13 protein-coding genes are annotated in these 14,891 nt (G+C 69.5%); 6 read left to right on the top strand and 7 right to left on the bottom strand.

Features of this window, described 5'->3' with window-relative positions:
- Nucleotides 1–63: 63 nt before the first annotated feature.
- On the top strand, nucleotides 64–1,950 hold the full coding sequence (locus DW298_RS16005; protein ID WP_136043468.1) for an ABC transporter ATP-binding protein: 1,887 nt from the start codon (nucleotides 64–66) through the stop codon (nucleotides 1,948–1,950).
- Nucleotides 1,951–2,191: 241 nt separating this feature from the next.
- Here DW298_RS16005 and DW298_RS16000 read toward each other — a convergent pair whose 3' ends face one another.
- A complete protein-coding gene (locus tag DW298_RS16000) occupies nucleotides 2,192–4,054 on the bottom strand; it encodes a phosphoenolpyruvate carboxykinase (GTP) (protein ID WP_205820406.1) in 1,863 nt (620 codons plus the stop codon).
- Nucleotides 4,055–4,166: 112 nt separating this feature from the next.
- Between DW298_RS16000 and DW298_RS15995 the strand changes: the two genes are divergently transcribed.
- Nucleotides 4,167–5,609, top strand: coding sequence for an XRE family transcriptional regulator (locus DW298_RS15995; protein WP_136043467.1), 1,443 nt, complete (start codon nucleotides 4,167–4,169; stop codon nucleotides 5,607–5,609).
- A gap of 33 nt (nucleotides 5,610–5,642) precedes the next feature.
- Here DW298_RS15995 and DW298_RS15990 read toward each other — a convergent pair whose 3' ends face one another.
- From DW298_RS15990 to DW298_RS15970, 5 genes are all read right to left on the bottom strand, one after another.
- Entirely contained in the window at nucleotides 5,643–6,689 is a 1,047-nt protein-coding gene (locus tag DW298_RS15990) for a winged helix DNA-binding domain-containing protein (RefSeq protein WP_136043466.1), read from the bottom strand.
- 41 nt (nucleotides 6,690–6,730) lie between these two features.
- The gene (locus DW298_RS15985) at nucleotides 6,731–8,179 is read right to left on the bottom strand and encodes a glyceraldehyde-3-phosphate dehydrogenase (protein WP_136043465.1); all 1,449 of its coding nucleotides are present in this window, start codon (nucleotides 8,177–8,179) and stop codon (nucleotides 6,731–6,733) included.
- A 150-nt stretch (nucleotides 8,180–8,329) separates the two neighbouring features.
- A complete protein-coding gene (locus DW298_RS15980; RefSeq protein ID WP_136043464.1) occupies nucleotides 8,330–8,995 on the bottom strand; it encodes an SDR family oxidoreductase in 666 nt (221 codons plus the stop codon).
- Between the two features lie 87 nt (nucleotides 8,996–9,082).
- On the bottom strand, nucleotides 9,083–10,015 hold the full coding sequence (gene murQ / locus DW298_RS15975) for an N-acetylmuramic acid 6-phosphate etherase (RefSeq protein WP_136043463.1): 933 nt from the start codon (nucleotides 10,013–10,015) through the stop codon (nucleotides 9,083–9,085).
- Entirely contained in the window at nucleotides 10,005–10,901 is an 897-nt protein-coding gene (locus DW298_RS15970) for a BadF/BadG/BcrA/BcrD ATPase family protein (RefSeq protein ID WP_136043462.1), read from the bottom strand. Before DW298_RS15970 ends, murQ begins: the two co-directional genes overlap by 11 nt.
- Nucleotides 10,902–11,030: 129 nt before the next feature.
- On the opposite strand from DW298_RS15970, the gene DW298_RS15965 reads away from it, so the two are divergent.
- On the top strand, nucleotides 11,031–11,888 hold the full coding sequence (locus DW298_RS15965; RefSeq protein ID WP_136043461.1) for a MurR/RpiR family transcriptional regulator: 858 nt from the start codon (nucleotides 11,031–11,033) through the stop codon (nucleotides 11,886–11,888).
- 27 nt (nucleotides 11,889–11,915) lie between these two features.
- Here the strand turns inward: DW298_RS15965 and DW298_RS15960 are convergent, their stop codons facing one another.
- Complete coding sequence (locus tag DW298_RS15960) at nucleotides 11,916–13,079, bottom strand: DUF998 domain-containing protein (protein ID WP_136043644.1); 1,164 nt, start codon at nucleotides 13,077–13,079, stop codon at nucleotides 11,916–11,918.
- 69 nt (nucleotides 13,080–13,148) lie between these two features.
- On the opposite strand from DW298_RS15960, the gene DW298_RS15955 reads away from it, so the two are divergent.
- The 3 genes from DW298_RS15955 to DW298_RS15945 are packed head-to-tail and all read left to right on the top strand — an operon-like array spanning nucleotide 13,149 to nucleotide 14,605.
- Nucleotides 13,149–13,799: an HAD-IA family hydrolase gene (locus DW298_RS15955; protein ID WP_136043460.1), complete on the top strand. Its 651-nt coding sequence runs from the start codon at nucleotides 13,149–13,151 to the stop codon at nucleotides 13,797–13,799.
- Nucleotides 13,800–13,847: 48 nt separating this feature from the next.
- Nucleotides 13,848–14,204 (top strand): DUF202 domain-containing protein, encoded by a 357-nt coding sequence (locus DW298_RS15950; protein WP_136043459.1) that lies wholly within the window; start codon nucleotides 13,848–13,850, stop codon nucleotides 14,202–14,204.
- Entirely contained in the window at nucleotides 14,201–14,605 is a 405-nt protein-coding gene (locus tag DW298_RS15945; RefSeq protein WP_136043458.1) for a DUF202 domain-containing protein, read from the top strand. Before DW298_RS15950 ends, DW298_RS15945 begins: the two co-directional genes overlap by 4 nt.
- The last annotated feature ends 286 nt before the right edge of the window (nucleotides 14,606–14,891 follow it).

Raw genomic sequence — 14,891 nt, 5'->3', positions numbered from 1 at the left:
GCCCATAGGATTCGGCCGCGCACGAAGTACGGTCGAAGTACCATCTCCAGATCGAGGTCCCGCATGTCCGGTTCGGCGACAGCACGCCGCCGCGGACGTGGCGCACAGCCCGAAGGCCCGCGCGCCACCTTCCGCCAGCTCCTCCCCTTCCTCTTCGAACACAAGCGCACCCTCATCGTGGTCGCCGTGCTCAGCGTCGTCGGTGCCGCCACCTCGCTGGTGCAGCCGTTGCTCGTGGGCCAGGTCATCGAGGCGGTGCAGTCCGACACCGGCATCGGAATCCTCGTGTGGCTGCTGGTCGGCTTCGTGATCGTGTCGTCCGTCATCTCCGGCTTCCAGCACTATCTGCTCCAGCGCACCGGCACCGCGGTCGTGTTCTCGAGTCGCCGCAAACTGATCGCCCGCATCCTGCACCTCCCGACCTCCGAGTTCGACGCCCGCCGCACCGGCGATCTCGTCTCGCGCGTCGGCACCGACACGACCCTCCTCTACGCCGTGCTCACGCAGGGGCTCGCGGATGCCGTCGGCAGCGCCGTACTGTTCCTCGGCGCGCTGATCGCGATGCTCGTGATCGACCCGATCCTGCTGCTGCTCATCGTCGTCGTGATCGGCATCTCCGTCACGGTCGTCGTGCTGCTCAGCGGCCGCATCCGCACCGCCTCGACCGCCCAGCAGGAGAAGGTCGGCGAGCTCGCCTCCGGTGTGGAGCGCGCGGTCGGCTCGATCCGCACTATCCGCGCCTCGGGGGCCACCGAGCGTGAGACGGCCGCGGTGTCGGAGCTCGCCTCCGACGCGTACGGCATCGGCGTGCGCATCGCCAAGATCTCCTCGATGGTCGTGCCCGTCTCCGGCATCGCGCTGCAGCTGTCGCTGCTGGTGGTGCTCGGCGTCGGCGGGTTCCGGGTGGCCGCCGGCGCGATCACCATCGCCTCGCTGATCTCGTTCATCATGTTCCTGTTCCTGCTCGTGATGCCGCTCGCCACGACCTTCGGCGCCATCACCTCGGTGAACCAGGCACTCGGCGCGCTCGGGCGCATCCAGGAGGTGCTCGACCTGCCGACGGAGTCCCAGGACGACGAGGCCATCGCCGCCGCACTCCCTCACGAAGACGCAGCCCCCGGCGCGCCCGCCATCGAGTTCCGCGACGTGCGCTTCCACTACCCCGCGAACGTCGTGGCAGCCCGCCAGGCCGCGGCCAAGGAAGCACGGAACCTGCTGGCCGACGCGCATCTGGAATCCGCCGAGGACGCGGCGCCGACCGTACAGGACCACGAGGTGCTCCGCGGAGTCTCGTTCGCCGTTCCGCACGGTTCCCGCGTCGCCCTCGTCGGCCCCAGCGGCGCCGGCAAGAGCACGATCCTCTCGCTCATCGAGCGCTTCTACGACCCGACCGGCGGATCGATCCGCCTGCACGGTCACGATGCGCGCACCTACCCGCGTGACGACCTCCGCGCCAATTTCGGATACGTCGAGCAGGATGCACCGACCCTCGCGGGCACGCTCGCCGAGAACCTGCGTCTCGCCTCACCCGAAGCCTCCGACGCCGACTGCGAGCGCGTGCTGCGTGCCGTGAACCTCGGCGACGTGCTCGAGCGCAACCCGCTCGGCATCGAGGCACCCGTCGGCGAGGACGGCGTCATGCTCTCCGGCGGTGAGCGTCAGCGCCTCGCGATCGCGCGCGCCCTGCTCACCGACGCACCGATCCTGCTGCTCGACGAATCGACGTCATCGCTCGACGGCGTGAACGAGCAGCGGATGCGCGAGGCCATCGATGCCGTCTCCACCGACCGCACGCTCATCGTCATCGCGCACCGTCTTTCGACCGTCGTCGACAGCGATCTGATCGTGGTGCTGCAGGACGGCGTCGTGGTCGGTCAGGGCACGCACGCCGAGCTCGTCGAGACGACGCCGCTCTATCGCGACCTCGCCCGGCACCAGTTGCTCACCTGACGCACGCCGTTCCCGCCGAGACCCCGCTTTGTCGCCGACGCCCCGGCCTACTCACCGCAGCAACACGGGGTCTCGGCGACAGAGCGGGGTCTCGGCGATGGGGCGGAGCACACGCAACACGAAGGCGGGACGTCGGAGACCACTCAGCCATGGGTTCGTCTCTGATGTCCCGCCTTCGCGGGTTTGCAGGGCACGAGGCCCTGAAGGTGCCGGCTCCCCCGAACCGGCACCGGTCTGGGGGTTACGCCTTCGCGAGGCGGTAGCGCAGCGATGCCAGCTCGGCGCGCAGCGCCGCCGGAACCTTGTCGCCGAAGGTGTCGTAGAACTCCTCGGTCAGGTCGGCCTCGGTCTGCCACGCCTCGGCATCGACGGCGAACAGCTCGTCGAGGTCGGCGGCGGGGATGTCGAGCCCGTCGAGGTTGAGGTCTTCCACGCGCGGCAGGCGTCCGATCGGGCTGTCGACCGCGGGCACGTCGCCGGCGATGCGGCGGATGATCCAGTCGACGACGCGCGAGTTGTCGCCGAAGCCGGGCCACAGGAACCGGCCGTCGTCACCGCGGCGGAACCAGTTCACCTGGAAGATGCGCGGCGCCCGGTCGAAGCGCAGACCACGACCGACCTTCAGCCAGTGACCGAAGTAGTCGGCCATGTTGTAGCCGCAGAACGGGAGCATCGCGAACGGGTCGCGGCGGAGCTCACCGACCGTGCCCTCGGCAGCAGCGGTGCGCTCGGACGAGATGTTCGAACCGAGGAAGACGCCGTGCGTCCAGTCAGTGGCCTCGACGACGAGCGGGACGTTGCTGGCGCGGCGCCCGCCGAAGAGGATGACATCGAGCGGCACGGCCTCTTCCCAGTCGTCGGAGATCTGCGGGCACTGCGCCGCCGACACCGTGAAGCGGGAGTTGGGGTGCGCGGCCGGACGACCGGAGTCGGGCGTCCAGTCGTTGCCCTCCCAGTCGACCAGGTTCGCGGGAGCCTCGTCGGTCAGACCCTCCCACCACACGTCGCCGTCGGGGCGGAGCGCGACGTTGGTGAAGATCGTGTTTCCCCACAGCGTCTCGACCGCGGTGACGTTGGTCGACTCGCCGGTGCCGGGGGCGACACCGAAGAAGCCGGCCTCGGGGTTGATCGCCCACAGGCGACCGTCTTCGCCCGGACGGATCCAGGCGATGTCGTCGCCGAGGGTCTCGACCTTCCACCCGGGGATGGTGGGGCTGAGCATGGCGAGGTTCGTCTTGCCGCACGCCGAGGGGAACGCCGCAGCGACGTGGTAGGCCTTGCCCTGCGGGTCGATCACGCGGATGAGCAGCATGTGCTCGGCGAGCCAGCCCTCGTCACGGGCGATGACCGAGGCGATGCGCAAGGCGAAGCACTTCTTGGCGAGGATCGCGTTGCCGCCGTAGCCCGAACCGTAGGAGTACACCTCGAGCGTCTCGGGGAAGTGCACGATGTACTTGTCGTCGTTGCAGGGCCACTCGGCATCCTGCTCGCCCGGGCCGAGAGGGGCGCCGACCGTGTGCACCGTCTTGACCCAGGGCGCGCCCTCGGCGATCTGACGCGTGACGGCGTCGCCGACGCGGGTCATGATGCCGATCGAGGCGACCGCGTAGGCGCTGTCGGTGATCTGCACGCCGATGTGCGAGAGCGGGCCGCCGACGCGTCCCATCGAGAACGGCACGACGTACATCGTGCGCCCGCGCATCGAACCCTCGAAGATCTCGTCCATCTTGGTGTGCATCTCGGCGGGGTCCGCCCAGTTGTTCGTGGGGCCGGCATCCTCTTCGCGCTCGGAGGCGATGAAGGTGCGCCCCTCGGTGCGGGCCACATCACTGGGGTGCGAACGGGCGAGGTAGGAACCGGGACGCCACTCGGGATTGAGCTTGATGAGCTTGCCCTCGTCGACCAGGCCGCGCAGCAGCCAGTCGTTCTCGGCGCGGGAGCCGTCGACCCAGTGCACGGAGTCGGGCTGGGTGAGCGCGCGGATCTCCTCGACCCACGCGGCCAGCTCGGCCATGGCGGGGGTGTCATACGTCGGAGCCGCGCCGAACGTACGCGTCGGTGCGACGGGAGACGTGCGGGGGGTGAAGACTTCGGCGAAGGCCATGACGTGTGCTCCTTTGAACTGTGGGGCGTTGCACCTATCTTCTTCCGCTTCCGGCCGGACTTTCGGACGAATCGGGCGATAAGAACCACGATTCTTTCGCTACACTCAAGGAATGGCGTCCTCCGGCATTCACCTCACGACTCTCGGCCACCGCATCCGACACCACCGGCTGGAGAAGGGGTTCACCCTCGACGAGCTCGGCGCACTGGTCGGCGTCGCCGGATCACAGCTGAGCCTGATCGAGAACGGCAAGCGCGAACCCAAGCTGTCGCTGCTGCAGGCGATCGCGCACGCCACGAGCACCGAGGTGACCGACCTCATCTCGGGTGAGCCGCCGAACCGTCGCGCCGCCCTCGAGATCGAGCTCGAGCGCGCACAGGAGAGCCCGGTCTTCCGCCAGCTCGGCGTCGCGCCGGTGCGCGTGACCAAGGGCATGAGCGACGAGACGATCGAGTCGGTCCTCGGACTGCACCGCGAACTGCAGCGCCGCGAGCGCGAAGCCATCGCCACCCCGGAGGAGGCGCGGCGAGCGAACACCGAGATGCGGCTGCGCATGCGCGCGCAGAACAACTACCTCCCCGAGATCGAGAAGCTCGCCGAGAAGCACCTGAAGGCCGCCGGTCACGTGCAGGGTGCGCTCACCCACCGCACGGTGAGCATCATGGCCGAGAAGCTCGGCTTCGAGCTGATCTATGTGAACGACCTGCCGCATTCCACCCGATCGGTCACCGACCTCGAGAACGGGCGGATCTACCTTCCGCCGGCGTCTATCCCCGGCGGGCACGGCCTGCGCTCGATGGCACTGCAGGCCATGGCGCACCGCTACCTCGGGCACACACCGCCGACCGACTACGCCGATTTCCTCCAGCAGCGACTCGAGATCAACTACTTCGCCGCGTGCTGCCTGATGCCGGAGACGGCCGCCGTCGCGTTCCTGCAGCAGGCAAAGAAGGATCGCAACCTCGCGGTCGAGGATTTCCGCGACGCATTCGGCGTGACGCACGAAGGTGCGGGCATGCGCATGACGAACTTGCTCACGCAGCACCTCGGGATGTCTCTGCACTTTCTCCGCGTGGACGCCACAGGCGCGATCACCCGCGTGTACGAGAACGACGGCCTGCCGCTGCCGATGGACGTGACCGGCGCGGTGGAGGGACAGCGGGTGTGCCGCAAATTCCAGGCGCGTGCCGCGTTCACACAGCAGAACCGCACCACGGAGCACCACCAGTACACCGACACGCCCTCCGGCACGTTCTGGTGCTCGACGCAGACCGGCTCGTCGAGTGAGGGGGAGTTCTCCATCACGGTCGGCGTGCCGTTCGACGACGCCCGCTGGTGGCGCGGCCGCGAGACCAGCGATCGCGCCGTGTCGACCTGCCCCGACGAGTCGTGCTGCCGGCGACCCTCGGCCGAACTCACCGAGCGCTGGAACGGCAAGGCGTGGCCGAGCGCTCGCGTGCACACGCACATGTTCTCGCCGCTCCCCCGCGGTGCGTTCCCCGGCGTCGACGACAACGAGGTCTACAACTTCCTCGGTCGGCACGCGAGCGAGTAGCCGCGGACTCGCGCTCAGTCGCCGGCGGCGCGCTCAGTCGCCGGTGAAGTGGGCGAATCGCGCCAGCGCAGCTTCCACGGCTGCCGGATCTGCGGGTTGCACGAACAGCTCCGGTGGCGCGTCGCGGGTCGCGCTCGCGTGCGTCCAGCATCCGATGACGCGTCCCTTCTCGACGATCGTGGCCCGCACCATGCCGTTCTTGCCCGGTCCGACGATGGCGAGGTGCTCGGGTGCGCACACGGTCGTGCGGTCGGCGTAGGAGATGTAGTACTCGTCGAACGCGGGGAGGGCGTGGACCGTCGCGGCGCCTGTCGCGCGCCGCGGGCGCTGGAGCGACACGAACAGCCCCTCGTCCACCTCATCGACCCGCCCCGCCGCGCGCTCGACCGCCTCGCGTGACTGACCGAGAGTGAGTCCGGACCACCAGGCGAAGTCGGTGACACCCGCCGGTCCGTGTCCGTCGATGTACCGCACGAACAGCTCGGCGAGCGGGTCTGCCGGACGCGTGTGCTCGCGGATGTGCTCTTCGACCAGCACGAACCGCTGGTCCCTCGTGATGCCCGACCGCGTCGCGACGGGCCCCTGACAGATGAGGCCGTCGATCGTGAGGGTGAAGAGCAGGTGGATGCCGCGCTGCCCCGTGGGGTCGATTCCGACGCCCTCGAGGATCTCGAACACTTCGGCGCGCGTGCGGCCGCCGTCGCGCAGCTGCGGCGTCAGCGCGCGCGCCGCCGTCGCGACCATATCGTCATCGATGCCCAGCTGGCGGTGACGGGAGACCGCCTGCTGCCGCTGTCGGGCGGCGGTGACTTCGAGCATCCAGCCGAGGTCACGCGCCGGGACGGTGTGCAGTGTTCCGCGCATCGTCCAGCCCCGCACCAGGTCGCCGCGATCGAAGGCGCGATCGACATCCCGGAGTCGCACCTGTCCTCGGGTGCGCGCGGCGAGCGCCCAGCGGCCCGCGGTGAAGTCCTGACTCTGCACCGCGAGCATGTGGTGCGCCGCATCCGTCACCGTGCGCGTGGGTGCGCTCAGACGATGCGATCGGAGGCGCTCGGCGAGCAGGGGCGCGGTCTTCATGCCCCCATCATGCCGGGCGCCACCGACGCGGCGCAGGAGCCTCAGCCCTGCAGCGTCACCTCACGACGCTCCGGCAGCACGATCGGGTGCGACCCCGCCATGACCTCGAGCACGCGGATCACCTGGCACGAGTAGCCGAACTCGTTGTCGTACCAGACGTAGAGGATCAGGGTGTCCTCGTCGGCGATCGTGGCGAGGCCGTCGACGATGCCGGCGCGGTGCGAGCCGACGAAGTCGGTGGAGACGACGTCGGGGCTCTCGACGTAGTCGATCTGCTGGCGCAGCTTCGAGTGCAGCGAGACCCGGCGCAGGTAGTCGTTGACCTGGTCCTTCGTCGCCGGGCGCTCGATGGTCAGGTGCAGCACTGCGAGCGACACGTCGGGGGTGGGCACGCGGATCGAGCTGCCGGTGAGCTTGCCCTCCAGCTGCGGCAGCGCCTTCGCGACGGCCTTCGCGGCTCCGGTCTCGGTGATGACCATGTTGAGCACCGCCGAGCGGCCGCGGCGGTCGCCCTTGTGGAAGTTGTCGATCAGGTTCTGGTCGTTCGTGAACGAGTGCACCGTCTCGACGTGCCCCTTGACCACGCCGTACGCCTCGTCGATCGCGGCGAGCACTGGGGTGATGGCGTTCGTCGTGCAGGAGGCCGCGGAGAGGATGCGGTCGGAGTCGGCGATCGTCTCGTCGTTGATGCCGTGCACGATGTTCTTGAGCGGGCTCTTCCCCGGCGCGGTGAGCAGCACGCGGGCGACGCCCCTCGAGCGCAGGTGCTGCGAGAGGCCCTCTTCGTCGCGCCAGCGTCCGGTGTTGTCGACCACGATCGCATCCTGGATGCCGTGGGCGGTGTAGTCGATGGATGCCGGGTCGTCGGAGTAGATCACCTGGATGCGGGTGCCGTTCGCGATGATCTGCTCGGCCTCCTCGTCGACGGTGACGGAGCCGGCGAAGCGGCCGTGCACCGAATCGCGCAGCAGCAGCGAGGCGCGCTTCGCGAGGTCGTTCTCCGCACCACGGCGGACGACGATGGCGCGCAGCCGCAGTCCACTGCCGCCACCGGTGTGGGCGATGAGGATGCGGGCGAGGAGGCGCCCGATGCGTCCGAAGCCGTACAGCACCACATCGGTGGGCTCGGCGGCGACGGCTCCCATGGCGGGTGCGAGCTCCTCGGCGAGGTAGGCATCCAGCGGCTGGTCGCTCTCGGCGTGCCCGGCGACGAGGCGCGCGACATCGAGGGACGAGGCACCGGGAGCGAGCGCGTGGATCGCCTCCAGCACGGCGAGTGTGTCTTCGATGGGGAGGCGCTCGTGTCCGAGCTGCGCGACGCGCTCGTGCACCTCGACCAATCCCGTCGCCGAGAGTCCGAGCAGTCGGTGCCCGTGCAGCGAGGTGACCACATCGTGTTCGCGTCGAAGCGCCCCGATGAGCGGGATCATCCGCTCCGCCAGCTCTTCGCTCTCAGCCCAGTCGTCGCGGTGTGCCGCGGAATCGTTCATCTGCATCCTTGCATGTGTGAGCGCGCGCCGAGATCGCCGGCGCGCGAATGTGCCGGGTGGATCGGGGGATGCCACCAGCGTACAAGCCGCGAGATGACGAGCCGAATCGGCGGCGCGCGCGTTGACGCGAGGCGTGCCGAGCGCGCTCGGTCAGTACTGCGCCGAGAACGCCCCGTCCGATTTCAGCAGCTGTCCCGAGATCCAGCGGCCCTCGTCCGACACGAGGAACTCCACCACCGCGGCTACGTCGGCGGGCTGTCCGAGCCGTCCGAGCGGCGTCATGCCGCCCAGGCTCGTGCGCGTCTCGTCGTCCATCCACCCGGTGTCGATGGGTCCGGGATTCAGCACGTTCGCCGAGATGCCGCGCGGACCCAGCTCGCGGGCTGCCGAGATAACCAGACGGTCGAGAGCGCCCTTCGATGCGCCGTACGGGAGGTTTCCCGTCACGTGATCGCTGGTGAGGGCCAGGATCACTCCCCCGTCCTCGCTCACCTGCCGCGCGAAGGCCGCGATCAGCAGCAGGCTGGCCCGTGCGTTCACGGCGACGTGCAGGTCGAAGCTCTCGGCCGTGGTGTCGAGGATGCCGGATTGCACGTCGTGCGCATGGCTGAGGATGAGCGCGGAGATCGGGCCGTGCGCGGCCACGACCTCGGCGACCAGAGCTTCCGGCCCTTCCGGGGTGGACAGGTCGGCGGGATGGTCGGCGTCGCGGAGGTCGCTCGTCACGACGGTCCAGCCGGCTGCGCGCAAGCGGGGGACGATGCCGGCGGCGATGCTGTTCGCGCGGGCGGCGCCGGTGATCAGAGCGAGGGGCATCCCGTCACGCTATCGGACCACCGGCAGCGCGTCAGCGGGGCTCGCTCACGTGCCGAGGCACACCACGACGGCCGCGATCGCACCGAGTCAGGCGAGAGCGGCGATCGCGTCGCGCAGCACGCCGTCGGCCTCGTCGAGCGCAGCTGCCGCCTCCTGCGGGGTGGCGTCGACCGCCAGCATCAGCAGGGCCCGCTTGACCGAGCCGTCGGCCCCCTGCAGCGCGGCGGCCGCGACGTCGATGTCGACACCCGCGAGCTGCGACACGGTGCGGATGGAGCGCGCGTGGAGCTTCTCGTTCGTGGCGAGCAGATCCACCATCACCCCGCGGTAGGTCTTGCCGAGCTTGATCATCGACAGGGTCGTGAGCATGTTCACGACGAGCTTCTGCGCGGTGCCGGCCTTGAGTCGCGTGGACCCGGAGATGAACTCGGGCCCGGTCACGACCTCGATGGCGACGTCGGCCACCGCCCCGATCTCGGAGTGCGCGTTCGAGGCGATCGCCGCCGTGAACGCGCCGACGCTACGGGCGTAGTTCAGGCCGCCGACCACGTACGGAGTGCGTCCGGAAGCCGAGATGCCGACCACCGTGTCGTCGACGGAGAGTCCGAGCTCACGCAGCGACTCCCCTGCGGCGGCCTCATCGTCCTCCGCGTTCTCCACGGCCGAGCGGATCGCGGTCTCGCCGCCCGCGATCAGCCCGACCACCATCGAGGGATCCGTGCCGAAGGTGGGCGGGCACTCGCTGGCATCCAGCACGCCGATGCGGCCTGCTGTGCCTGCACCGATATAGATCAGTCGACCGCCACGTCGGAATCGCTCGGTGATGGCGTCGACCACCGCGGCGATCTCGTCCGTGCGCTCGGCGACGGCCTCGGGCACCCGCCGGTCCTCGGCGTTCATCCGACGCACGAGCTCGGCCGTGTCCAACAGGTCCAGATCTCCGCGCTCCGTCGTGGATGCCTCGGTGCCGAGGCCCTCGAGCACGGAGAGGAGGGAGGCGAGGCGCGAGTCATTCGGCACGGTGGACGAACCTTTCGTGAGGGAGGTCGGTGCGGCGGGCAAGCAGCAGCGCACCGTCGAGAGCATCGCCGGTGGCGGGGACGACCCGGCGGCCGGCAGCGTGCAGGGAGGAGACGAGGGAGTCACGGAACCAGGCGTGGTCAGTGAGGCCGCCGTGCAGCGCCACGTCGCGCGTCCGTGCGGAGGCCGCGACGGCCGTGGCGGTGAGCAGGCGCACGGCTTCCGCCACGATCTGATGGGCGACGGGATCGCCGGCCTCCGCGGCGTCGAGCACGAGAGGGGCCAGCGTCGCGAGCCGCCGCGGCAGCGGCTCACTCCGGGCGATCCACTCCTGGATGTCCGACACAGCTCCGACCGGACCGTTGATCGCGTCGGTGAGGACGGTCTGCGCCGCGAGCCCGTCAGCGGCGCGCAGCACCGCACGCAGTGCCTCGCGTCCGAGCCAGGAACCGCTGCCGAGGTCGCCCAGTTCGGGTCCCCAGCCGTCGACGAGTCGTGCACCGTTGTCGTCGATGCCGAGCGCGGCGGCGCCGGTTCCCGCGATGAGCAGCACACCCGTCCCGCCGTCGAGCGCTCCCACATGGGCGGTGACCACATCGGAGGCCACGACGATGCGGGCGCCGGTCGCGACGGCGAGTCGTTCGGCCAGCTCACGGGCGGCTTCGGGCGCGAGCCAGGCCCCGGCGGCACCGACGCCGATCTGTTCCAGACCGGACAACCCGTCGAGCAGCGGCACGATCGCGCCGAGCGCTGCGCTGACGCCGCCGGCCGCCGCGAGGCCGGGTGATCCGACGCCTGATCGTTCGATCCGTCCGCCGTCGCCCGTGATCGTGATGCGGCAGCGGGATTTGCCGAGATCGACGGAGGCGATCGGATGGACGGGCATCGGTTCTCCTCACGGACGCGGTCGCAGAGCTATGGAAAGAGACTACATACGAAGTAGACTCACCGGAAAGAATTTACCACCCCGCCGCACTCTCGAGACATCTCGGAAAACGTACGACCGGAGGGCCGTGTGAGCATCCAATCGACCATCGAAGCCGCTGCCTCGACGCTGCCGCCTTCGCTCTCCCGCATCGCGGCAGCGATCCGCGAGAACCCGTCGATCGTGATCGACATGACCATCAACGAGCTGGCCCAGGAGTGCCGGACGTCCGTGGCATCCGTGGTCCGCTTCTGCCGGGCGATCGGTTTCGCCGGCTACGCCGCGTTGCGGATGGCCCTGGCGACCGAACTCGGCAAGGAGGCCGCCCAGTTCTCCGCACGGGGCGCCTTCGGGTCCGAGATCTCCGATGAGGACACGCTTCAGGAGGCGGTGTCGAAGCTTGCCGCACTCGAACTGCTCGCGATCGAGGAGACCGTCGCCCGGCTCGACTTCGGCGTGCTCAAGGCCGCCATCACCGCGATCGACGGCGCCGACCGCATCCTCCTCTACGGGATCGGCGCCAGCCAGTTCGTCGCGGAAGACCTCGCTCACAAGCTCCTGCGCGTCGGGCGTAATGCCCACGTGCTCGCCGATCCCCACGAGGCCGTCGCCGCCACGGTTCTGCAGACGGCACCCACGGTCGCGATCGGCTTCTCGCACTCCGGCGCGACGATCGAGACCGTGCGCTTCCTCGAGACCGCTCGCCGGCACGGCGCGGCGACGATCGCCGTGACCTCGGCGAAGGACTCGCCGCTCGCCCGGGCAGCCGATCACGCCCTGTTCACCGAGGTGCGGGAGTCGACGTTCCGCGCGGGTGCGATGGTGAGTCGCATCGCACAGCTCACGCTCGTCGACTGTCTCTTCGTCGGGGTCGCCAAACGGCGGTTCCACGAGACCGTCGATGCCCTGCGACGCACGCACGAGGCGATGCAGGAGCTGCGCGACTGACGCCTCAGCGCGATTGCGAAGCGTACGTCAGTCCGCTGCGGACGCGGGCGCAGCAGCCGACACCGCTCCGGCCGACGGAGTCGACGCGGATGCCGAGGACGACTCGGGCGACGATGTTCCGATCGAGCCCGCCGTGCGGAGGAACACGATGATCCAGCTGAAGATCAGCACCGCGGCGATGAGTTCGACCGCCGTGAGGTTGTAGTAGCCCACCGCGAAGAACGCGGCGAGCAGGATGATCACCAGCACGAAGATCCAGCCAAAGGCCACGAACACGCGCGGGATGCTGGGCAGGAACCACGGCAGCCCCACCACGATCACTCCGAAGACGACGGTCATGCCCGTGGCGACGGTGTTGTGCAGGAGGAAGAACTCGTCGACGGGGAACAGCCCGACGCAGGCGAGGAAGATCCCCAAGAGGATCAGACCTCCGCGCACGAGGAACCGTCCACGGCGGTCGGCGGGGTCGGTTGCGGGGAGTCCGGCTGTCGCGTAGCGGGCGATGGTCGTCACCATGACACCGGCGATGATCAGCGTCGCGTTGAAGGCGACCGACGAGCTGTTGCTGCTCATCCCGAGCGCCGACAGATTGTCGCGCCACCAGTGCACGTCGCTGGAGGCGAGCATGCTGGCGAATGCACCGACCACCAGGAAGACCGCGAGCACCAGAGAGAGGACCATCGGGGTCAGGGCGACAGCGCTGAGAAAGGAGACGTAGCCGGTGAGGGCGGAGGCGACCGCCACCAGCACCGCGCCGGGAAAGGGGAACACCGGCGCATCCGTGAAACTCCGCTCGAGCAGCTCAGCGACGCCGAGCCAGCCGAGGTAGGCGATCGCCGCGTGCGCGAAGGCGATGGCGGCGAGGTCGTACCAACGCAGTCGGTCGCCCGGCACGCTGAAGCCGTCGCGGACGGCGCCCGGATCGACCTGTTCCGGCCGCACCGCTATGCGCCCGAGCGCGAAGGAGACGGCCGCGGTGATCGCCCCGCCGAACGCGGCGAAGACACCGATCGAACCGCTGCCGCTGATCGCCAGCTCGTGGCCCCAGAACACAGGGAGCGCGATGACGAAGCCGATCACGAGGAAGCCCGCGCCGACGATCAATGCGGTCGCCTCGAAGACGGCATCCGCCGTCTCTGGACCCCGCACCTGCCGCAGCACCCTCATGACTCTCGTCGCGAGCGCATTCATCATCCGAGCCTCCCGGTCCACATCATAGAAGTCGGCGGTGTCGCAACCGGCCGGCACTAGCCTGGATGGGTGCCTCAGACTCTCGCCGCCCGCGCCGTCCTTCTCGACATGGATGGGACCCTCGTCGATTCGACTGCCGTCGTGGAGCGGCTCTGGCTCGCCTGGGCGGAGCCGCACGGCATCGATCCCGAGACGGTGCTCCGTGTCGTGCACGGCCGACAGGGCCACCAGAGCATGGCGATCATGCTGCCCGACCGCGACCACGCCATCAATCTCCACGAGAACGAGATCATGCTCGCCACCGAGGCCAGCGACGTCGACGGGGTGATCGAGATTCCGGGTGCGCGAGCGCTGCTCGAGGCGCTGCAGCCGTTCCCGCACGCGATCGTCACCTCCGCCAACGTGGCTCTCATGACTGCGCGGATGCAGGCGGCTGGGCTCACCGTCCCCGAGCGTCGCGTGACCGCGGAAGACGTGTCCGCCTCCAAGCCCGATCCGGAGGGGTTCGTCCGCGCTGCGGGTCTGCTGGGGATCGACCCTGCCGACTGCATCGTGTTCGAGGACTCGGGCGCGGGGATCCAGGCGGGTCTCGCAGCCGGCATGCGGGTCGTCGGGGTCGGGAAGCACGCCGCGGCGCACAACCCGACGGTCCTGGTGACGGACCTCGCCCAGGTGGCCGTGGCCCCCACCGCGAACGGGTTCGAGATCACGATCTCCTGACGAGAATCCCTCCCTCGACCGCCGCACGTCGGCCGCTACGATGAGGCGATGCGACGTTTCCCCGCCTCGGTGTACGGCATCGGCGAAGAACCCGATCCGCGTTTCTCCCTGGCGAACGAGCGGACGTTCCTGGCCTGGACACGCACCGGGCTCGCGCTGATCGCGGGTGGCGTCGCTCTCGAAGTCCTGGGGCTCGACCTGCATGCCGGGTTCCGCCTCGCCGCCTCGCTTCTGCTCATGCTCGCAGGCACGGCGGTCGCTCCACTCGCCTGGTGGGAGTGGATGCGTGCCGAGCGGGCATTGCGCGAGTCGCGCCCGCTGCCCGGAGCGTTGTCGGCGATCGTGCTGGCGGTCGTCGTGACGATCGTGGGTCTGCTTGTGCTGGCCGGGGTGCTCTGGCGGTGACCGATCAGGGGCAGACCGCCCAGGGGCCGTTCGATCCGGGACTGCAGCCGGAACGGACCGAACTCGCGTGGCGGCGGACTGCGCTCGCGATCGCGATCGGCTCCGTCGTGTCCCTGCGGATCTTCCCCCTCCTGTTGCCCGCCGACGCCGCAGCGTGGGGGTTCGCGCCGGGTGTGATCGGTATCGGCGCCGCGTGCGCCTTCTGGGTGGCCGCCCGACGCCGACAGCTGCAGACGACCGGCGCGCTGCAGTCCTCGACACCCCCGGAACGCTCGACACCGCCGGGTCCCTCGGGCGCGGCGATGCCCGGAGGCGGGATGCTTCTCGCCTTCACGATGCTCGCCACTGGCTTCGGTCTCGTGTCCCTCGCCATCGTCGCGGTGTCACTTCTCGTTCCCTAGATCGCGTTGCGAAGGGTCGGAGGGCGACGGCCGTCACTTCAACCCTCCCGTGGGTTAGGCGTTCGCCGCGATCCGAGGACGCTTCGTCCTCCCCCTTCATACCGGCACCGAGGCGTCACACCCGCAACGGAAAAGAGCGCCCGTCGTGTCGCGACGAGGTCGTCGTCAGTCGTGGGGTCGTCGTCGGTCGCGTCGCAGGTCGTCGCGCCGTGGGTCGTCGCGTCGGGGGTCGTGGTGTGCGCCATTGTCGGGTGGGGTCCCACCAGGCGGGTCCGCGGACGTGTGG

This window comes from Microbacterium sp. A20, from assembly GCF_004794515.1.
In the GTDB taxonomy this organism is placed as follows: domain Bacteria; phylum Actinomycetota; class Actinomycetes; order Actinomycetales; family Microbacteriaceae; genus Microbacterium.
Note: the sequence above shows the minus strand (reverse complement) of the source record. Positions and strands in the feature narration are given on the sequence as shown.